Origin of the sequence: Shimia sp. (assembly GCF_039969785.1) — a bacterium.
Lineage (GTDB): Bacteria > Pseudomonadota > Alphaproteobacteria > Rhodobacterales > Rhodobacteraceae > Shimia.
On sequence record NZ_JBDVNC010000037.1, the window covers coordinates 172,367 to 192,134 of the forward strand.

The 19,768-nt window shown below is 57.6% G+C and carries 19 protein-coding genes; 4 read left to right on the plus strand and 15 right to left on the minus strand.

Annotation, left to right across the window (positions count from 1 at the left end; genetic code table 11):
• Positions 1-62 precede the first annotated feature (62 nt).
• On the plus strand, positions 63-512 hold the full coding sequence (locus ABJI08_RS17760; protein ID WP_348403191.1) for a helix-turn-helix domain-containing protein: 450 nt from the start codon (positions 63-65) through the stop codon (positions 510-512).
• 112 nt (positions 513-624) lie between these two features.
• Here the strand turns inward: ABJI08_RS17760 and ABJI08_RS17765 are convergent, their stop codons facing one another.
• Entirely contained in the window at positions 625-1,221 is a 597-nt protein-coding gene (locus ABJI08_RS17765; protein ID WP_348403192.1) for a riboflavin synthase, read from the minus strand.
• A 146-nt stretch (positions 1,222-1,367) separates the two neighbouring features.
• Between ABJI08_RS17765 and ABJI08_RS17770 the strand changes: the two genes are divergently transcribed.
• From ABJI08_RS17770 to ABJI08_RS17780, 3 genes are all read left to right on the plus strand, one after another.
• On the plus strand, positions 1,368-2,660 hold the full coding sequence (locus ABJI08_RS17770; RefSeq protein WP_348403193.1) for a capsular biosynthesis protein: 1,293 nt from the start codon (positions 1,368-1,370) through the stop codon (positions 2,658-2,660).
• 95 nt (positions 2,661-2,755) lie between these two features.
• Complete coding sequence (locus ABJI08_RS17775; protein ID WP_348403194.1) at positions 2,756-3,904, plus strand: polysaccharide biosynthesis/export family protein; 1,149 nt, start codon at positions 2,756-2,758, stop codon at positions 3,902-3,904.
• Between the two features lie 7 nt (positions 3,905-3,911).
• Entirely contained in the window at positions 3,912-5,900 is a 1,989-nt protein-coding gene (locus ABJI08_RS17780) for a capsular polysaccharide biosynthesis protein (RefSeq protein ID WP_348403195.1), read from the plus strand.
• Here the strand turns inward: ABJI08_RS17780 and ribD are convergent.
• From ribD to ABJI08_RS17850, 14 genes are all read right to left on the minus strand, one after another.
• A complete protein-coding gene (gene ribD, locus ABJI08_RS17785) occupies positions 5,897-6,976 on the minus strand; it encodes a bifunctional diaminohydroxyphosphoribosylaminopyrimidine deaminase/5-amino-6-(5-phosphoribosylamino)uracil reductase RibD (protein WP_348403196.1) in 1,080 nt (359 codons plus the stop codon). The two genes, ABJI08_RS17780 and ribD, sit on opposite strands and share 4 nt — an antisense overlap.
• Before the next feature lie 20 nt (positions 6,977-6,996).
• Entirely contained in the window at positions 6,997-7,464 is a 468-nt protein-coding gene (nrdR, locus tag ABJI08_RS17790) for a transcriptional regulator NrdR (RefSeq protein ID WP_348403197.1), read from the minus strand.
• A 216-nt stretch (positions 7,465-7,680) separates the two neighbouring features.
• A complete protein-coding gene (locus ABJI08_RS17795) occupies positions 7,681-8,100 on the minus strand; it encodes a secondary thiamine-phosphate synthase enzyme YjbQ (RefSeq protein ID WP_348403198.1) in 420 nt (139 codons plus the stop codon).
• 11 nt (positions 8,101-8,111) lie between these two features.
• The gene (locus ABJI08_RS17800; RefSeq protein WP_348403199.1) at positions 8,112-8,522 is read right to left on the minus strand and encodes a hypothetical protein; all 411 of its coding nucleotides are present in this window, start codon (positions 8,520-8,522) and stop codon (positions 8,112-8,114) included.
• A gap of 69 nt (positions 8,523-8,591) precedes the next feature.
• A complete protein-coding gene (locus ABJI08_RS17805; protein WP_348403200.1) occupies positions 8,592-9,002 on the minus strand; it encodes a hypothetical protein in 411 nt (136 codons plus the stop codon).
• Positions 9,003-9,176: 174 nt separating this feature from the next.
• Positions 9,177-9,590 carry a hypothetical protein gene (locus tag ABJI08_RS17810; protein ID WP_348403201.1) on the minus strand — a complete coding sequence of 138 codons (414 nt, stop codon included), beginning with the start codon at positions 9,588-9,590 and terminating at the stop codon, positions 9,177-9,179.
• 116 nt (positions 9,591-9,706) lie between these two features.
• A complete protein-coding gene (gene rpoD / locus ABJI08_RS17815; protein ID WP_348403202.1) occupies positions 9,707-11,686 on the minus strand; it encodes an RNA polymerase sigma factor RpoD in 1,980 nt (659 codons plus the stop codon).
• 122 nt (positions 11,687-11,808) lie between these two features.
• Positions 11,809-13,752 carry a DNA primase gene (gene dnaG / locus ABJI08_RS17820; protein WP_348403203.1) on the minus strand — a complete coding sequence of 648 codons (1,944 nt, stop codon included), beginning with the start codon at positions 13,750-13,752 and terminating at the stop codon, positions 11,809-11,811.
• A 36-nt stretch (positions 13,753-13,788) separates the two neighbouring features.
• A complete protein-coding gene (locus ABJI08_RS17825) occupies positions 13,789-14,100 on the minus strand; it encodes a hypothetical protein (protein ID WP_348403204.1) in 312 nt (103 codons plus the stop codon).
• A gap of 40 nt (positions 14,101-14,140) precedes the next feature.
• Complete coding sequence (locus ABJI08_RS17830; protein ID WP_348403205.1) at positions 14,141-14,692, minus strand: sarcosine oxidase subunit gamma; 552 nt, start codon at positions 14,690-14,692, stop codon at positions 14,141-14,143.
• Complete coding sequence (locus tag ABJI08_RS17835; protein WP_348403206.1) at positions 14,685-17,615, minus strand: sarcosine oxidase subunit alpha family protein; 2,931 nt, start codon at positions 17,613-17,615, stop codon at positions 14,685-14,687. Before ABJI08_RS17835 ends, ABJI08_RS17830 begins: the two co-directional genes overlap by 8 nt.
• Positions 17,612-17,884 (minus strand): sarcosine oxidase subunit delta, encoded by a 273-nt coding sequence (locus ABJI08_RS17840; RefSeq protein ID WP_348403207.1) that lies wholly within the window; start codon positions 17,882-17,884, stop codon positions 17,612-17,614. The genes ABJI08_RS17835 and ABJI08_RS17840 overlap by 4 nt, the downstream gene beginning before the upstream one ends.
• A gap of 12 nt (positions 17,885-17,896) precedes the next feature.
• Positions 17,897-18,397, minus strand: coding sequence for a hypothetical protein (locus ABJI08_RS17845; RefSeq protein ID WP_348403208.1), 501 nt, complete (start codon positions 18,395-18,397; stop codon positions 17,897-17,899).
• A gap of 11 nt (positions 18,398-18,408) precedes the next feature.
• A complete protein-coding gene (locus ABJI08_RS17850) occupies positions 18,409-19,665 on the minus strand; it encodes a sarcosine oxidase subunit beta family protein (protein ID WP_348403209.1) in 1,257 nt (418 codons plus the stop codon).
• Positions 19,666-19,768: the final 103 nt, after the last annotated feature.

Consider the following 19,768-nt stretch of genomic DNA (forward strand, 5'->3'; position numbering starts at 1 on the left):
TTAAATATGCGCGCTGCCACTTGTGAATTGCAAGTGAAAAGTTTCGCGCTATATCATGAGCCATGACAAAATCCGGAAAACCACCCTGGAACGGATGCCCCGTGCGCTATGCGGCAGGTATCTTTGGCGACAAGTGGAGCTTTGTTCTGCTGCGCGACGTGCTGTTGCACGGCAAACGCTATTACGGCGACTTTCTCGCCTCTGACGAAGGCATCGCCACCAATGTGTTGGCCAATCGACTGGTCAGGCTCGAAGAGACCGGCATGCTGACCCGCCACGTAGACCACCAAAAGAAAAGCAAGGTCTGCTACTTGCCCACCGCCAAAGCGCGCGCCTTGCTGCCCGCGTTTTTGGGAATGATGGTCTGGTCAACAGAATACGATGCCTGCACCGAGGCCCCCGTCAGCTTTGCCGAGGCTTTTCGCGCCGATCCAACAGGCACAATCGCATGGTATGAGGCCGAGATTGACCGCGTGAACGCACAGATCAATGCGCCAGCCCAGGCTGGTTAAACCTGAACAGCCTGTTCAGCTTGATGAACAATCGCGGATTTGGCGTGAGCCACATGAAACCGACGTAATACCGACGTGACGCCGACGCTGGTTTTGGGCCGCTCAAATGTGGTTAATCCGTCATCTCCGCCAACCGCGCCACATAACGCGCCAGCGTATCGATCTCCAGATTGATGCGATGCCCGACAGCAGCATCACCCCAGGTCGTCACTTCTTTGGTATGCGGGATAAAGTTGATGCCAAAATCGCACCCATCCACCTCGTTCACAGTCAGCGACGTGCCATTCAACGCAACCGATCCCTTGGGCGCAATGAACCGTGCCAGCCCGGCCGGTGCGCGCAATGTGACACGGGTTGAATCCCCTTCGTCCACCATCGCAATGACCTCGGCCACACCATCGACATGGCCCGACACAATATGCCCACCCAGTTCGTCACCGACCTTAAGCGCCCGCTCAAGATTCAGCCGCTTGCCCACGGCCCAGCCATCGTCGCCAATATTGGTTTTGGAAACGGTCTCAGCCGAAATCTCGACATCGAACCAATCTTCGCCCAGCTCGATCACTGTCAGACACACGCCGTCACAGGCAATTGAGGCACCGATATCGATACCGTTTGTGTCATATGATGTGCCGATACGCGCCCTTAAATCGCCGCGCTGTTCCAACGCGCGAACTTGCCCAATATCCGTGACTATGCCGGTAAACACGAGGCGTCTCCTATTTCAATGCGCCCCAAGACCTACCTGCGTCAGCGCACCCTGACAACCCGCCACGGTTCGTCAATATGCCACCTTAATTCTGACGCAAGTTAACGCTAGGGTGCTTGGAAACCGTCGCTTAAAAGACTGGCACAATGACGTATTCGAGTGGTGAAAATAGAGTATTCCTGTTCCTGCAAGGGCCGCATGGGCCCTTCTTTTCAGGGCTGTCCCGCATGTTGCGCCGCTCTGGCGCAGAAATCTGGCGGGTTGGCTTTAATGCAGGCGACCGGGCATTCTGGCGCGATACACGCAGCTATATCCCCTTTACCGGCACGCCCGAAGACTGGCCCGACACGTTCCGCGACATCCTTTCGGACAAGGGCATCACCGATATTGTGCTTTATGGCGACACCCGTCCCATTCACGCACAGGCCGTTGAAATCGCGCGCGCCGCTGGCATCGGCGTACATGTCTTTGAAGAAGGCTACCTGCGCCCCTACTGGGTCACATATGAACGGGGCGGCTCAAACGGACACTCCCGGTTGATGAAAATGACCATCCCCCAGATGGAAAGCGCCCTTGAAGGCTCTGATATGGAGGCACCTTTGCCGCCGGGCCATTGGGGCGACATGCGTCAGCACGTGTTTTATGGCGCGCTTTATCATTGGTTTGTGATGTTCTGGAATCGCAAATACCGCAATTTCCGTCCGCACCGCGCGTTGACGGTCACGCGTGAGTTCCAACTTTACGTACAACGTCTGTTGCTCATGCCGTTTCAGGCTATCGAGCGCCGTCTGGCCACGCTGCGCATTCGGTTTGGCGGATTCCCCTATCACCTCGCCTTACTTCAGCTGGAACATGACAGCAGCTTTCAGATGCATTCGCCCTTTGACAGTATGTTCGACTTTCTCAAACTGGTGATCGAAGAATTCGCCGCCGGTGCCCCTAGGCATCATCACCTTGTTTTCAAGGCACACCCGCTGGAAGATGGCCGTGTCCCGCTGCGCCGCGAAATATCGCGTCTGGCGCGCGAACTGGGCGTTCAGGACCGCGTGCATTATGTACGTGGCGGCAAGCTGGCACAGCTCTTGAACGACGCGCGCACCGCCGTGACCGTCAACTCAACCGCCGCTCAACAGGTTCTGTGGCGTGGCATTCCAATCAAGGTGTTTGGCGATGCGGTCTATAGCCAGCCCGAATTTGTCAGCACTCAACCCTTACGCGACTTTTTCGGTGGCGCCAGCCGCCCGGACAACAAAGCTTATAAAACCTATCGCCGCTATCTGCTGGAAACCAGCCAGGTGCCCGGCGGTTTCTACTCGGCCCGTGGGCGCCGACAGCTGATGCGCCAGGTGGTTGATATGATGCTTTCCCCCGATGATCCTTACGATGCGCTGAAGACAGGCACAGCGGCTCCAAGGCAACAGTTGCGTCTGGTGAACTAACAACCACAAGGTCTAGCTATGGATTTTTGGTTCGGATTCCGGTAACTTGCTAGAAAAACTTGAGGCAGAAAAAAATAGGTCGAGGAGACCGAGCAGTGAAACCCTTACAAACACGATGGGCGAAGTGCGTCGTTGTCGTGGCATTGGTTGCCACGGTGTCTTCGTGCAGCCTTATCCCACGAACCGGCCCAAACAAGCGCGAAATCTACTCTGGCTCCGTTCAGCGTGAAGGCGACGCTTTTATCGTCGCGGTGAATGATCGCGTCACGCGCGCCACCGCCGTGGTGCCCGCGCTTGGCTTTAGCAATGAATTTCAAAACGCCGGACAACTGGGATCAGATACAATCCGACCCGGCGACATTCTGGCCCTAACGATCTGGGAAAACGTCGATAAACCGCTTTTGGGTCCAGAAGGCCAAGTGGCCGCCGTGCTTGAAGAAGTTCAGGTAGACGGCGCCGGATTTATCTTTGTGCCCTACGCAGGTCGCATCCGCGCGGCAGGCAATTCCCCCGAAGGCATCCGGCGGATTATCTCTGCCAAGCTCGAAGAACAAACCCCTGATCCGCAGGTCGAGGTGCGTCGCGCTGCCGGGGACGGGTCAACCGTGTCGCTGATCGGTACCGTTGGCGCGCAAGGGGTGTATCCAATTGAACGCCCCACCCGCACGTTGTCGACCATGCTGGCCAATGCTGGCGGTGTAACCATCGTGCCCGAAATCGCTCAGATCACCGTATTGCGCGGCGAAAAGTCCGGCAAAATCTGGTTTCAGGATCTCTATGAAAACCCGCAGCTTGATATCGCATTGCGCGGCGGAGACAGAATTCTGGTCGAAGAAGACACCCGTGCCTTTACCGCACTTGGCGCAACCGGCACCCAAAGCCGGGTGAATTTCACGTCCAAGGACCTGTCTGCGATCGAAGCCATCGCGCAGGTTGGCGGCCTGCTGACAACCAGCAGTGACCCAACAGGCGTCTTTATCTTCCGCAATGAAGCCGAGCTTGTCTCCAATGACGTTTTGGGGCGTTCTGACCTCAAGGGCGCTCAGCGTCTGGTCTATGTTTTGGACCTGACACAGCCCAACGGCATGTTTGTCGCGCGCGACTTTGTCGTGCGGGATGGCGATACGCTTTATGTGACAGAAGCACCGATCACCACGTGGAACAAAACCATCTCAGCCATTACCGGCACACTCACCAGTGCCGACTCACTGCTTGAAGTGGGTGGACTCGGCACTGGCGGATAAATTTGACATGACCACGCAAGCCGCCGGGACCGAACCGTCTCGGCGGCTTTATGCATTCAACGGCGGTTTCTTTTTTCAGCGCCGCCTGCGCCGCATTCTAAGCCTGTCAGGCTATGACATACGTTTTGGCCGCCCGACATCCGACGATCTGATTGCCATCTGGGGTCAAAGCCCTACCGCACATCGCGGTCTGGCGATGGTGGAAAAAACTGGCGCGCCCCCGGTTTACGTAGAAGACGCGTTTCTGCGCTCTGTACATCCCGGTCGCGTCGCCAAAGAGCCGCCTCTGGGGCTGTTCATCGACCACAAATCCCCGCATTTTGACCCCACGGTCCCGTCTGACCTCGAGATGCTTCTGACCACGCATCCGCTGGACGACAGCGCGCTGCTCAACCGTGCCCGCGCCGCGATTGAGCGCCTTCGCGAGGCCCATCTGACCAAATATTCCGGGGTCGAGGATACCCTTGCGCCCCCGCCGCCGGGGTATGTGCTGGTGATCGACCAAACCCGCGGCGACGCGTCCGTGCGGGCCAGCAAAGCCGATCATGCGCAGTTCCGTGAAATGCTGGTCATGGCACAGGAAGAACACCCCGGATGCCCTGTGGTGATCAAAACCCACCCCGAAACCCGGCATGGTGAACGGTCCGGGTATTACGGCACCGACGACGTCAATCATCGCGTCTCTCTGTGTCCCGATCCGATCAGCCCATGGACCTTGTTCGAGGGTGCGGTTGGCGTCTATTCTGTGTCCTCACAAATGGGGTTCGAGGCCATTTTTGCGGGACATAAACCGCGCATTTTTGGCCAGCCGTTTTATGCGGGCTGGGGGCTGACGCTGGATGAATTTCCTGTGCCGCGCCGCGAACGCATCCTGACAAGGGCACAGCTTTTTGCGGCCGCGATGATCCTCTATCCCAAATGGTATGATCCGTGCCGCGATCAGCTTTGCACGCTCGAAGAGGCCATTAACCAGTTTGAAGCCCTCACCCGTGCATGGCGTGAAGACCGGCATGGATGGAACGCGCATGGCATGCGGCTTTGGAAACGCAAACCGCTGCAAAAGGTGTTTGGCAGTGTCAAACCTTTGGTGTTCGACAAACCCTCAGACACGCGCCCCGACATGGTCTGGGCCAGCAAACCCGGCCCCGAAAATGCCGTTCGTGTCGAAGATGGCTTTCTGCGTTCGCGCGGACTTGGTGCGGAACTGGTGCCACCCCTGTCGTTGGTTTGCGACGATCTGGGTATCTATTATGACCCCTCTCAGGAAAGCCGGCTGGAGCGCCTGATCACCCAACGCGCCACCCTGCGCCCGGATCAACGCCTGCGCGCGGAAACACTTGTTTCACGGCTACGTAAACTGCACCTCAGCAAATACAATCTGGGCGGACAACATTTCGATCTGCCTGAAGGCCGCCGCATTCTGGTGCCCGGTCAGGTCGAAGACGACGCGTCGATCCTGACAGGCACAGACACCGTCAAGACCAACCGGGACCTTTTACAAGCTGTGCGCGCCGCCAACCCGGACGCACGTATCCTCTATAAACCCCACCCTGACGTCGAAGCAGGCCTGCGACAAGGCATCGTTTCCGACGCCCTTGATCTGGCCGACATGGTTCTGGACCACGCCGATATGGCGGCCCTTTTGGAACAGGTGGACGAGGTCTGGACCATGACCTCTCTGACCGGGTTCGAAGCCCTGTTGCGCGGGTGCCGTGTGGTCACGTTTGGCGCGCCGTTTTATGCGGGCTGGGGGCTGACCGATGATCGCGGCACCACGCCTGACAGGCGCAGTGCACAGCCTGATCTTGCCGGATTGGTGCATGCCACCCTGATCGACTATCCGCGCTACTTTGATCCCGTCAGCGGTCTGCCTTGCCCGGTTGAACGGGCCATCGACCGGCTGGCCACCGGCGACATCCCGCACCCGGGAACCTTCAACCGGTTGCTGTCCAAACTTCAGGGCACTTTTGCCAGCTATCGTTCACTCTGGCGTTAATGCGTTTCTTCGCGATGCCAGACGGACATCATGTCATCGCCCAACGGACGCTGCAAAACCCGCTGAAATCTTGGCGCTGCCGCCAGTCGCTCCACACCCATAGACCCAATCGCCGGGAAACCTTCGGCGCCCAGAACAATGCCCGCTGAAAACGTCACCAGCTCATCCACCAGATCCGCGCTTAGCAATGATGCCGCCAACGCGCCCCCGCCTTCACAAAACACCCGGGTAATGCCTTTGGCCCCAAGCGCGTTCAGAACAGACGCCGGGGACACATGCGCGCCTTCAAGCGCACAGGGAAGCAATTCTGCCCCGATATCCTGCCATATCCGCAGCAAATTCGGATCCGCGTCTGGCCCGTGTGCCACCCATACCGGTATGTCGCGCGCGGTGCGGGCCAGATTGCTCATCAATGGCATATCCAGCCTGCGCGACACGACCACCCGCACCGGTTGGTGATCGACACCCAAACCACGCACCGTCAATGACGGATCATCCGCGCGGGCTGTTCCGCCGCCCACCATAACAGCGTCATGGCGCATACGCATACCATGCACATGGCGGCGCGCTTCGGATCCGGTGATCCACTGGCTTTCCCCGGTGGCGGTTGCAATACGCCCATCCAGACTTGCCGCCAGCTTTAATGTCAAAAACGGACGGCCCAGATCGGTTTTCAGAAAGAACCCCTGCAAATCACGCGCGGCCTCATCAGCCAAAACACCCGTGACCACCTCAATCCCGGCAGCGCGCAACATGTCCAATCCGCGCCCGGCAACGCGGGCATCGCTGTCTTCCACAGCCACAACCACACGCGCAACCCGGGCCGCAATCAATGCCTCTGCACAAGGTGGGGTTTGTCCGTGATGCGCACATGGTTCCAATGTGACATAGGCGGTTGCCCCGCGCGCCCGATCACCCGCTTGCGCCAGCGCCACAGGTTCGGCATGCGGGCGCCCGCCCGGCTGCGTCCAGCCACGCCCGACAATCTGACCATTTTGCACAATGACACAGCCCACCGCAGGGTTTGGCCAACAACGTCCTTGACCGCGCCGCCCCAGTTGAAGGGCCAACGCCATATACCGAATGTCAGTCAGTTTTATTCCTCAGGTTGCGGTTCGGGTCGCAATTCACTGACGAATTTATCAAAATCATCCGCCGCCTGAAAGTTTTTATATACGCTGGCAAATCGCACATAGGCGACGGTATCAATCCGCGCCAAAGCTTCCATCACAATCTCACCGATGGTTTTTGACTGAATGTCCGTCTCGCCCATGCTTTCTAAGCGGCGCACAATGCCCGAGATCATCTGATCGATGCGTTCAGGGTCAACCGGGCGTTTTTGCATGGAAATTCGGATCGAGCGTTCCAGCTTGTCCCGGTCAAAATCTTCGCGTCGCCCATTGGACTTAACCACCACGAGGTCACGCAATTGCACCCGTTCATACGTGGTAAACCGTCCGCCGCATGCAGGACAAAAACGACGCCGGCGGATCGAAACGTGATCCTCTGCCGGGCGCGAATCTTTTACCTGAGTATCGATATTTCCGCAAAACGGGCAGCGCATAGGCTTTCCCCCTGTCCCAAGTCCGTGTGGTTTCTGCCGCGCGTGGGGGTTTGCCCCCACTTATCCACAGGTACCATAGGCCAGCTACAAGTCTTTGGGTAGAGGGCAATTCACACCGCAACATAGGCCAAAGGGGAAAAATTTGACGGATTTCCCCTGTTCCTTTTTTGCCAGGTCCACCTATATGATATTCAAAGGCCCTTCCAAGCCTTCAATTCATGCAGAAAAATGCGCCGCCACCCGCCGGCTGTGCGGCGCATTTCTGTGTTCGAACAGGTAAATCCCCTGCCACGTGCCCAACACCATGCGCCCGCTTTGCACCGGAATGGACAGCGACACCGGCAGCATCGCGGCTTTGATGTGGGCGGGCATGTCATCCGGCCCTTCATAGGTGTGGCGCAGATAGGACATCGACGGATCGCTCGTGGGTGGCACCAACCGGTGATAAAAAGCCTGTAAATCGTCCTGAACTTCGGGGTCAGCGTTTTCCTGCACCACCAGACTGCACGACGTGTGCTGCACAAACAACGTTAGCAAACCATCCAAGGATCGGGCCGCAACCCAATCGGCCACAACCGACGTGAACTCATACAGTCCGGGACCGGACGTTGAAATTTGAAACCGTGTCTGAGCCATTTTTGAACTGATCAAAAATACCGCAGCAGGTATCTGTCACATTCGTCATATGAGGCTGTCAGGCTGCGCCCACGCCCCTCTACCAGCTCGTTGAGTATCAGGTTGCTGGTGTAAATCTCCACACCGGACGCCTCTGGGTCCAGCGTAAACACAACTGCATTGTTCGAGCGTTCGGTCACGCCCTGGCCAATGCCCGTTTTAACGTAGATGCGTGTCTGCCAAGGCGCTCGCTGACGGAAAAAGAAATCACCAATCGCGCACCAAAAATCATTTTTACGACTTCCCGGTTGTCCCAGAACTTCAAATTCATACTGGTTGATTGGGGTCACTTTCTGGTTATTCACAGACCGAAAGGCAACCGCCTGAGTCGCGGCAATCACCAGCATCGCAATGGCAACCGGTTTAAAAACTCTACGGATCATCATTCTCTCCAATCACACGACTCATCAAAACCTGCACGTCGTAACAGACGACCATTCCGGTGCGCCACCTTAGTTATTCTCGCTGCGATGCGTGCGGCATTTCAGACGCGCTTCGACCACGGTTGTCTGGTTTCCGATTTTCGGCCCCCAGTGACTTACATTGCCAAGCGCCCCCTGCGTTTGCGCAGGCGGCGACAGCGAAAACTGTGCGGTGGAATTACCCTGAATAACAGCGCCCTGCCCGGCTTCGCTGACCACATAAACCCGGTCTCGATCACCTGCGCCCAAAACGCGGCGCGCATAGTCCCCTGCGCCGCACCAGAAATCCGCGTTCATGGTTTCACCGGGCCGCGCGCCCACTTCAAACACCATATCGTTCACCGGAACGACACGCACACCTGTCCGGGTGACAAAGCCGCCAGCACTTGTTTCGCTGCATCCTGCAACGACCAATGCTGATACCAATAGTGCACGTTTCATGTTTGCCGCTCCGACACTTTGGGGGAACATCGCCCCCATGATCTAAACCAACACTACAAACCCGCGCGCTGCCCGAAAACCCCACGCATGCGCACGGATCATCACAACCTGGCCATTTGCGTACCGCCAACCCCGCCTAAAAAGGCAGGGGCAATTCGCAATGTGCATTACACGTTACGGCGTAAACCGATTGGGATCGCGGTTACATTTTCTACTGGCGTCACCAACGAACTTGTTGTCGCCCAGTCTCGGACCCCAGGTGCCCTGCACTCCCGAAGCCCCGGAGGCTTGCGGGCTCAGCGAAAACTGTGCCGCTGATTTCGTTTGCATTGTCAGACCTGGACCAACGCCGCTGACGACGTAAACTTGCGCATTCTGAGGCGCGCCCAGCACGCGGCGCGCATATTCACCAGCCCCGCACCAAAACTGTTCCTCGACGCTGGCCGGAATGGGAATAACTTCAAAGACCGCCTCATTTATCGGATTCACGCGAACGCCGGTAAATGTTCTGAAGCCACTGGAATTGCCACCTGCTGAATCGGTGCAGGCAGCCGCCAACAGGGCCAGACCTATCAATATACGTTTCATTTTAATCTCTGCCTTCAACGCCTGCCGATATTGCAGGTACCCTAATGGTAAGAGCTTACACCAAAAAGTCAAAGAGCGCCTTGCGTAAGGCGCTCTTTACATCGTTTCAATTAAAATCACTGATCAAGAAAGCTGCGTAACTTTCGGCTACGGCTTGGGTGTTTGAGCTTGCGCAGCGCTTTGGCTTCGATCTGACGAATACGCTCGCGGGTCACGCTGAATTGCTGGCCCACTTCTTCCAGCGTATGGTCGGTGTTCATACCAATGCCGAACCGCATGCGCAGAACACGTTCTTCGCGCGGAGTGAGCGATGCCAAAACCCGTGTCGTTGTTTCTTTCAGGTTTTCCTGAATGGCGCTGTCCAGCGGCAGCACGGCATTCTTGTCTTCGATGAAATCACCAAGCTGCGAATCTTCCTCGTCGCCAATCGGCGTTTCCAAAGAAATCGGCTCTTTGGCGATTTTCATCACCTTGCGCACTTTTTCCAGCGGCATCTGCAGCTTTTCGGCCAATTCTTCTGGTGTTGGTTCGCGGCCAATTTCGTGCAGCATCTGGCGACCCGTCCGCACCAACTTGTTGATCGTTTCGATCATATGCACCGGAATACGAATGGTGCGCGCTTGATCCGCAATCGACCGGGTGATCGCCTGACGAATCCACCATGTGGCGTAGGTCGAAAATTTGTAACCGCGGCGATATTCAAACTTGTCCACGGCCTTCATCAGACCGATGTTCCCTTCCTGAATAAGGTCAAGGAACTGCAAACCACGGTTGGTGTATTTCTTGGCAATCGAGATCACGAGACGCAGGTTGGCTTCGACCATTTCTTTCTTGGCCTGACGGGCTTCTTTCTCGCCTTTTTGAACCTGCTGTACGATGCGGCGAAATTCGGGAATATCCAGACCAACATACTGACCAACCTGCGCCATATCGTTGCGCAACTCTGAAACCTTGTCGACCGAGCGTTCCATAAACATCTGCCAGCCACGTCCCGGTTTCTGAGACATATCTTCCAGCCATGTCGGGTCAAGTTCGCGACCGCGATAGGCTTCGATAAACTCGCGGCGGTTGATGCGGGCCTGATCGGCCAGCTTAACCATGGCCGAGTCGATCTGCATCACACGACGGTTGATGCCGTAGAGCTGGTCAATCAGCGCCTCAATCCGGTTGTTGTGCAGGTGAAGTTCATTCACCAGTTCAACGATCTCAGACCGCAGCTTCTGATACGTTTCTTCTTCTGTGTTTGAAAAGCTGTCATCTTCGTTCAGCGTCGCAGAAATCCGGGCGTCCTGCATTTCAGCCAACAATGTAAAGTCACGCGCAATGATATCCAGCGTTTCCAAAACCCGCGGCTTCAGCGCAGCTTCCATTGCGGCCAGTGACATATTGGCCTGTTCGTCTTCGTCGTCATCGTCTTCTTTGGCAATCGGATTGCCATCGGCATCCAATTCCTGTTCGGCTTCTGCCTTGGGCGCGGTTGTGACGTTGGCCGCCTCAACAACCGGCTCTTCCTCTTCTTCTTCTTCGCCCATCTGGTTGCCAAATGTGGTTTCCAGATCGATCACGTCGCGCAGCAAAATCTCTTCTGACAGCAATTCGTCGCGCCAGATGGTGATCGCCTGAAACGTCAGCGGGCTTTCGCAGAGCCCAGCAATCATCGTATTGCGTCCGGCCTCGATCCGTTTGGCAATCGCGATCTCGCCTTCGCGGCTCAAAAGCTCGACAGATCCCATTTCGCGCAGATACATGCGCACCGGATCATCGGTTCGGTCCAGTTTTTCCGACGTGCCCGACGCCAGCGTCACGCCGCGATTGGCCGACGATGTGTCGACCACGGCGGTGGATTTCTGTTCTTCTTCTTCTTCTTCGTCTTCGATAATGTTGATGCCCATTTCCGACAGCATCGACATCACGTCTTCGATTTGTTCGGAACTGACCTGATCCGGCGGCAACACCTGGTTCAGCTGGTCATAGGTTATGTAACCCTTTTCCCGCGCTTCGCCGATCATCTTTTTGACGGCGGCCTGGCTCATATCGAGAGAAATTTCTGCGTCCTGATCGGCTGGCTTCTGGTCGTCGTTGTCTTTGGCGGCCATTCGGATGCTCCTGCAAATTCGGGCTTAGGGTGATTCGCGTAAAACGAATCAATATTGCGACGAGGTGATTCGCAACCCTGTTTACCTTGATTTCTTTACCTGTTCCTCACCAAAACGCGCTATCAGCGCCGCGGTTTCCCGCCTCTGGTGAAATCTATCTTCTCGGTCAACGCATCCAGCGCCGCCCGTTCGTCCTTGTCTATCGGGGCGCCATTGGCGCCCACCTCGTAATCACCCGCATCTTCGTGGCGGCTGCGCATGGCGTTGTTGCGGGCTTCGGCAGCCTGACTCAGCCGCCACGTAACAGCCTCGTCAGCAACACCCAAGAGGTCTTCTTCGGCTTCAGCAATCTCCGCAGTCAGCCCCCGTTCGGTCTTGAGCTTAGCCAGTTCCTCGGTCAGCGTCAGACGTGCGATATCCACGTCGCCAGGGTGTCGAACCGCAGGGGTGATGGCGACATAGGGATGGCGCAACAGTTTTTCAACAGCATCCACACCCAAAGCCGCTTCGACTTGCGCCCTGGGGTCCGGAGTGTTGGCATATCGCATCAAAACGTCCCGGATCAGGGCATTATCTGCATCCAGACACTCCATGGTTTCAATGGCATACTCAAAATCATCCAGCAATTCCGGTGTCATCAAAGCCACACTCAGAACCACCGCCTCGCGCATGCGATGTTCAACCGGGCCTTCGCTGGCCGCCAGAATTGAGGCCTTGGTGTTTGTCTGAACCTTCGGCTGGGACTGCCATTTGCCACGCTTCCCACCGCCACTACTGCGTTGCGGGCGGAACAGATCCCAGCGCAGTTCCTTCATCGCCTGACCGTAATGCGCCCGGATCGACGGATCCTGGATCAATTTGATCTTTTCACGCAACGTCTTGTCCAGTGCGGCCTTACGTTCCGGGCTGTCAAAGATTTTACCCTCGATCTCACGCTGCCACAGCAGCTGCACCATCGGTAGGGCGTGGTCCAACACCCTTTGCACCGCTGCCGGTCCCTTGGCGCGAATAAGATCGTCCGGGTCCTGACCCTCGGGCATTATTGCAAAGCGCAGGCTTTTACCGGCCTCTAACATGGGCAAAGCCGTATCAATCACCCGCATGGCCGCGCGCAATCCGGCGGTATCACCATCCAGCGCAATGATCGGCTCGTCCGCGACACGCCACATCAGTTGCAACTGGTTTTCCGTGATCGCCGTGCCCAGCGGCGCCACAGACGCGCCAAACCCCGCCTCAACCAGCGCGATCACATCCATATACCCTTCGGCCACCACCAGCGGCTGTCCCTTGCCGGCCGCCTCACGCGCCGGGCCGTGGTTGTAAAGACTACGCCCCTTATCAAACAGGTCGGTTTCCGGCGAGTTCAGGTATTTGGCATTGTCATTCGGGTCCATTGCCCGCCCGCCAAAGGCGATACAGCGCCCGCGGGCATCCCGGATCGGAAACATGATCCGGTTGCGAAACGTGTCATAAGGCTTGCCACCCTTGGTCGACGGTTTGGCCAGTCCGGCACCCAAAATCAGATCAGGCGCAACGTCTTTGCCAACCAGATGGTCCCACAGCCCCTGCCAGCCATCCGGTGCAAAGCCGATGTCAAACCGGTCGCGTGCCGCCCCATCCAATCCGCGCCGCTCCAGATACTCACGCGCGGCGGTGCCCTGCCCGGTCTTCAACATCAGCTGAAAATGCTGCACCGCCATTTCCATAACTTCGGCCAGCTGGGTATGCCGGTCGGCTTTTTCACGGGCCCGCGGATCGCGTTCTGGCATCTGCATACCGGCCTCTTCGGCCAGAATGCGGATCGCTTCCATGAATTCTACATTTTCGGTTTCGCGCACAAAGGAAATTGCATCGCCCTTGGCATGACAGCCAAAGCAATAATAATACCCCTTGCGGTCATCGACGTGAAACGACGCCGTCTTTTCATGGTGAAACGGACACGGCGCCCACATGTCACCTTTGCCCTGATTGGACTTGCGCGCATCCCACATGACTTTGCGCCCCACCACCTGAGACAGGCTGGTGCGGCTGCGCAATTCATCCAGGAATCCGGGCGGCAGGCTCATTCAGAAAATATGGGCGCGCTTAGGCGCCCTGTCCAGTCACTGGGCAAGGCAGGTGTCTAGATAGGCTTTGCCCGGGTCCAGCTTAAGTTCTTTGCGCTTTAGATCGCTATAGATCCAGTCGACAATCGCAGGCACCGCCCCAAGATATTTCTCAGCTACGGCCTCGTCTTCGCCCGACGTCATCAGTTCCAGCGCTTTTTTCTCGCTTGTGCGTTCCAAACGCAGTTCGGTCGCGCGCGTCACAATCGCGGCCTGCGCTTCGCATTCTGCTTTCTTACTTGCGGCATAAGCGGGTGCAACGCCAGCGGATGTGGCAAGAACAAGAGAAATGACTGGCAGAAAACGCATTGCGACGTCCTTGTGTTGGGATCAACTGCACCTGTTGATGTCAGGATGAGGCGCGCGCCGCAACCCCTTTCATCGCGGTCTCCAATTCGTGAACAAGCGTTTTGGCCATGGATCGAAACGTCATGATCTGAAAGCTTGCATCACCAATCCGCGTGATCGAAATGGTCATATGTTGCAGCATCGTGCGCGCGCTGTGCCCGCGCTTGAACGTGACCTGTCGCAGGTCCAGCGGCACCAGCCGCGCCAAAACGGCTTCGGCGTCGCTCCCTTCAAGCTTCACTACGGCCCAGGCATCCGATTGATCGCTCAGGGCGGCGTGATCTGCCAAGCGCGCATCCGGCTCCGGCCCGATCAGCATCACCTGTCCCTGCCCAAACCAGATCGCGCGCGCACCGTCTTTACCCGTGGCCCGGTTCACACCGGGCAACGCCATCTCATGCGCGGCCTTTAACGCCCCGGCCAGCGCGGCTTCTTTCCCGCGCCGCGCTGCCAGCGAGGTCATGACCGACATTGGTACCTCGCTCAGCACCGTTTGTCCGATCTCCAGCGGCAGCATCCCGTCACAGGGCGATTTTGCAATCAATTCAGCCACGCACGCGCCCTCCTTCGGGGTCAAAGAATACCGGATCACACACCGCACAACGTGTCGTCACCTGCCGCAGATGATCCACCATCATGATCTCTTCACCATGGCGCGCACGTCCATTGCGCAAAAAACCCAGGCCCAAAAAGCTCTCCAACGTTGGGGAAAAACCAACTGACGTGGTGTAGCCCTGGGCATTTTCGCGGGTCGCCTCGGCGTCCGCTTCAAACAAATGCGCCCCTGCGGTCAACTGTTTGACGGCCCCCACCGGTTTCAACCCGACAAGCTGTTCACGCTCGGCCCCGGACAACCCGGGACGTTCGCTCATGGTCTTGCCCACACAGTCCTTTTTCTGGCTCACCATCCGGTCCATGGCAATGTCAAATGCCGTGACGCGTCCGTGAATTTCAGAATGGGTGATGAAACCTTTCTCGATCCGCAGCACGTTCAACGCTTCCATACCATACAGCCCGCCGCCCATCGCTTCGGCCCGCGCAGTCAGCAAACGGAAAAGACTGGCGCCAAACCGCGATGGCACTGCGATCTCATAGGCATGCTCTCCGCTGAACGAAATCCGGAACAGGCGTCCCTTGACACCCTGCACCGTGACCGCGCCACAACCCATAAACGGCCAGCTTTCATTGCTGATCTCCTGATCGACCAGCCCGTTCAGCATGTCACGGGCCTTGGGTCCGGCAACAGCAAATTGCGCCCATTGTTCTGTAACCGAAATCAATGACACATCCATTTGCGGGCACAGACACTGATGCACATATTCCAGATGCCGCATCACCGAACCTGCGGCCGCCGTGGTGGTGGTCATCACGTAATGCGTTTCGCCCAGACGCGCCGTTGTACCATCATCCATCACGGTGCCATCTTCGCGCAGCATCAGACCATACCGCGTGCGCCCAACCTTAAGCGTCGAGAACATGTTGCAATAGACAAAGTCCAGAAACGCCCCCGCGTCAGACCCCTGAATGTCGATCTTGCCCAGGGTCGACACGTCACATACGCCCACCGCATTGCGCACCAGATTGACCTCGCGGTCACAGCTTTGCCGCCATGTCTTTTCACCTTGTGCCGGGAAATAGCTGGGGCGATACCACAACCCTGCCTCAATCATCGGCGCGCCGCGCTCAATGCTGGCGGCATGGCTCGTGGTGAACCGTTGCGGCGCAAATCCAACCCCCTGCGCGCCCGCGCCTAATGACGCAATCGACACCGGACTAAAGGGCGGGCGGAATGTGGTGGTGCCAGTTTCCGGGATACCGCGCCCTGTTGCATCGGCCAGCACAGCCAGCGCAGCAACGTTCGAATTCTTGCCTTGATCCGGGCTCATGCCTTGCGTGGTATAGCGTTTCATATGTTCAACGCTGGCGAAATTCTCTCGTGCGGCCTGTTTCACGTCCTTGACCGTCACGTCGTTCTGGAAATCCAGCCAAGCGCGCCCTTTGCCACCCACCGCCCAAAGCGGTGCCATGCGATAGGGTGCATCATCGGCCTGCGGCAGTTCGGTCTTGCCCGCCTTCACGCCCAGCGCGTCCAGCGCGCGCGCGGCCGCCGCCGCACCTTCGCTCAGCGCGCCATGCGTCGAAAACGTACCATTGCACGCACCAGCCGTGCTTAAGCCCGGCACCATACCCTCCACCGGCACAAAAGACTGAATACGCTCATCCCATGCGGGGCGTCCGTTCATGTGACAGGTCAGATGCAACGTCGGGTTCCATCCGCCAGACATCGCCAGACAATCGGTCTCGACCTTGTCCTCGCCACTCACAGTGCGAAACGACACGGTTTCCAGCCCTTTGCGCCCCGACGTATTGCAGACTTCAGCGCCGCGAAAGACCGGGTAATCCCCGCCTTCGGGCACGTCGCGCCGACTGTCGATCACAGCCGCAATGTGCACGCCCGCCGCCGCCAGATCGCGCGCGGTGCGGTGCGCGTCGTCATTATTGCCAAACACCGTGACCCGCCGCCCGGGTGCCACGCCATACCGGTTCAGATAGGTGCGCACGGCGCTGGCTGTCATGATGCCCGGGCGGTCATTGTTGCGAAACGCGACGGGGCGTTCAATCGCCCCAGCGCACAGGATCGACCGCTGCGCCACAATGCGCCAGAAACACTCCACTGGACGCCCGGCAGGATCGGACAAATGCTGAGACACCCGCTCCATCGCGCCATATGTGCCCTGATCATAAACCCCGGTCACCGTTGTGCGTGTCATCAGGCGCACATTGGGCATCGCCGCCAATTCGGCCACCGCCTCAGCCGCCCAATCCGCGGCGGACATGCCACCCACGTCTTCGACCTCACTGTTCAGACGCCCGCCCATCAGATGATCTTCGTCCGCGAGGATAACATCAGCACCCGCGCGCCCGGCCACCAGGGCAGCCATCAACCCGGCAGGCCCCGCACCGATCACCAGCAAATCACAAAACGCAAACGCCTTTTCATAAGTGTCCGGGTTATGCTCTTGGCTCAACGCCCCCAAACCGGCAGAGCGCCGGATAATTGGCTCATACACCTTTTCCCAAAACGCCTTGGGCCACATGAACGTCTTGTAATAAAACCCGGCCCCCAGGAACGGCGCCGCCAGATCATTAACAGACAAAAGGTCCACATCCAGACTGGGCCAGCGGTTTTGTGACTGCGCTTCTAACCCGTCGAATATCTCCTGAACGGTGGCGCGCACATTCGGATCCTGCGCCGCGCCACGCCCAATGGTCATCAGCGCGTTGGCCTCTTCGCTGCCCGCCCCCATAACGCCGCGCGGACGATGATACTTGAACGACCGCGCCACCAGCCGCACATCATTGGCCAACAGGGCCGAGGCCAGCGTATCGCCCTGAAACCCCTCAAATGTTCGCCCATCAAAGCGGAACGAAACAGTCTGCGACCGGTCGACTCGCCCTTTGCCCGGTATCCTCATGGCTGCGCGCCTTTCACATCCGAGGCCAACTCGGTCTGAAAAATCTCATGGGTCACTGTGCTGCGGGTGACAACAACCCACGCCGCACACCCGCCCTCGTGATACCAAAGATCACGGGTCTCTCCGGCCGGGTTGTCGCGATTGTGCACATAGTCGTCCCACACGACATCGCTTTCTTCGGGGTCGGGCCGGTTCAATGCCACGGCATCGCCCATATAATAAAACTCACGCCGGTCACGCACGCCGCAATTGGGACAGGTGATCCTCATCTCTGCTTCTCCCTATCGCGCCGCACAGATCGACGCATTCACGCGATCCAACCGATAAGACACGTCTTGTCCCTGAACTTCGGCCAAATCAACCGCACCGCCACATTCGTCCGTGTCGCCAACCATCAGATAATCGGTCCGAAACGTCAGACTTGTTCCGCTTTGCTTGGTCACGACAAATCCACCACCGTCACATTCCACACCGCAAAAGCTCTGCCCCTGCTGGTCATAACAAAACAGAAACTGTGACACGCGTTGCCCGGCAAACTTAGTGCGCCCCACATGCCCCTGACTGGCCAGATCAACCCACAGACTGGCAACCTTGTCGCCATTGATATCCCGGTGAACGTCCATGGTGATCCGTTCGACAATCTGCGCCGGGTATTTGGCAAGGTGCTGAGGTGTATACGCGCGCTGGTAACATCCCGCATCCGGGCCTGCACCCAAAACCGGGCTGGCCGCCAGAGCCGCTGTTGCGGCGCAGATGCCTGCAAGTTTGGTAAATCGCGTCATTGCTCTCTCCTTTAATGCAGATTGTGCTGAGAGCCGGTGCCCTCTTCATCCATGATCCCCACACCGGTGCGGAACCGGTCGAGCCGGTATTTCGCGGCCGCGTCATGTGGCGTGTTTGTCGCCATCAAATGCGCCATGCACCACCCGGATGCGGGCACCGCCTTGAACCCCCCATAGTTCCAGCCGCAATCAATATAGAGCCCATCTACCCCATCCATTTTGTCGATGATCGGGCTGCCATCCGGCGTCATATCCATGATCCCGCCCCAGCTGCGCAACACCTTTGCCTTGCCGATCATCGGCATCAGCGTCATGCCCGCCTCCATCACATGTTCCTTCATCGGCAAATTGCCGCGTTGGGCGTAAGAGGCATAGAAATCCAGATCCCCGCCAAACACCAAACCACCCTTGTCGGACTGGCTGATATAGAAATGCCCCATGCCAAAACTGACGACATGATCGATCACGGGCTTCAGCCCTTCGGTCACAAAGGCCTGCAAGACATGGCTTTCAATCGGCAACCGGCGGCCGGCCATTGCTGCCACCTGCCCGGATCGTCCGGCCACGATAATCGCGACTTTCTTGGCCCGGATTGGTCCTTTTGAGGTCTGCACACCTTTGACAACGCCATTTTCGATGTTGATGCCGGTGACTTCGCAGTTTTGCACCAGATCAACACCGCGATCCGACGCCCCGCGCGCATAGCCCCACGCCACGGCATCATGACGCGCGGTGCCACCGCGCGGATGATACAAACCGCCATAGATCGGAAACCGGGTTTGCTCGAAATCCAGATAGGGTAAATGCTTGCGCACGCCTTCGCGGTCCAGCAGAAACGCATCATCGCCCTGATTGACCATCATATTGCCGCGCCGCGCAAAAGCATCGCGTTGACCATCTGAATGGAACAGGTTGATCAGCCCGCGCTGGGAATGCATCACATTGTAATTCAGGTCTTGTTCCAGACCTTCCCACAGCTTCAGCGAATGCGAATAAAACTCGGAATTGCCCTGAAGAAAATAGTTCGCACGCACAATTGTCGTATTGCGCCCGATGTTACCACCGCCCAGATAGCCCTTTTCCAGAACCGCCACATTGGTGATGCCATGGTTTTTGGCCAGATAATAAGCGGTCGACAATCCGTGCCCACCGCCACCGATGATCACCAGATCATATTCCGCCTTGGGCTGCGCGTCGCGCCAATGCGCTTGCCAGCCCTTATTGCCGGTCAGCCCCTCACTGAATACCTTCCAGCCTGAAAAGCGCATCGCGTCCCCCGGTCATCATTCCACCCACTTGGGATGATCAGACCCCACCGGCGCAGAAAAAACCAGATCGAAATCGACAAATGCAGGTCTGCCCGCGACCGAG

What these genes read in the sequence shown, in the direction of transcription:
- nrdR (WP_348403197.1), bottom strand. Translation starts at nt 7,464, where the DNA reads ATGCGCTGCCCGTTTTGCGGAAATATCGATACTCAGGTAAAAGATTCG.
- ABJI08_RS17850 (WP_348403209.1), bottom strand. Translation starts at nt 19,665, where the DNA reads ATGCGCTTTTCAGGCTGGAAGGTATTCAGTGAGGGGCTGACCGGCAAT.
- ABJI08_RS17770 (WP_348403193.1), top strand. Translation starts at nt 1,368, where the DNA reads ATGACGTATTCGAGTGGTGAAAATAGAGTATTCCTGTTCCTGCAAGGG.
- ABJI08_RS17800 (WP_348403199.1), bottom strand. Translation starts at nt 8,522, where the DNA reads ATGATCCGTAGAGTTTTTAAACCGGTTGCCATTGCGATGCTGGTGATT.
- ABJI08_RS17810 (WP_348403201.1), bottom strand. Translation starts at nt 9,590, where the DNA reads ATGAAACGTATATTGATAGGTCTGGCCCTGTTGGCGGCTGCCTGCACC.
- dnaG (WP_348403203.1), bottom strand. Translation starts at nt 13,752, where the DNA reads ATGAGCCTGCCGCCCGGATTCCTGGATGAATTGCGCAGCCGCACCAGC.
- ABJI08_RS17795 (WP_348403198.1), bottom strand. Translation starts at nt 8,100, where the DNA reads ATGGCTCAGACACGGTTTCAAATTTCAACGTCCGGTCCCGGACTGTAT.
- ABJI08_RS17760 (WP_348403191.1), top strand. Translation starts at nt 63, where the DNA reads ATGACAAAATCCGGAAAACCACCCTGGAACGGATGCCCCGTGCGCTAT.
- ribD (WP_348403196.1), bottom strand. Translation starts at nt 6,976, where the DNA reads ATGGCGTTGGCCCTTCAACTGGGGCGGCGCGGTCAAGGACGTTGTTGG.
- rpoD (WP_348403202.1), bottom strand. Translation starts at nt 11,686, where the DNA reads ATGGCCGCCAAAGACAACGACGACCAGAAGCCAGCCGATCAGGACGCA.
- ABJI08_RS17780 (WP_348403195.1), top strand. Translation starts at nt 3,912, where the DNA reads ATGACCACGCAAGCCGCCGGGACCGAACCGTCTCGGCGGCTTTATGCA.
- ABJI08_RS17840 (WP_348403207.1), bottom strand. Translation starts at nt 17,884, where the DNA reads ATGAGGATCACCTGTCCCAATTGCGGCGTGCGTGACCGGCGTGAGTTT.
- ABJI08_RS17805 (WP_348403200.1), bottom strand. Translation starts at nt 9,002, where the DNA reads ATGAAACGTGCACTATTGGTATCAGCATTGGTCGTTGCAGGATGCAGC.
- ABJI08_RS17845 (WP_348403208.1), bottom strand. Translation starts at nt 18,397, where the DNA reads ATGACGCGATTTACCAAACTTGCAGGCATCTGCGCCGCAACAGCGGCT.
- ABJI08_RS17835 (WP_348403206.1), bottom strand. Translation starts at nt 17,615, where the DNA reads ATGAGGATACCGGGCAAAGGGCGAGTCGACCGGTCGCAGACTGTTTCG.
- ABJI08_RS17825 (WP_348403204.1), bottom strand. Translation starts at nt 14,100, where the DNA reads ATGCGTTTTCTGCCAGTCATTTCTCTTGTTCTTGCCACATCCGCTGGC.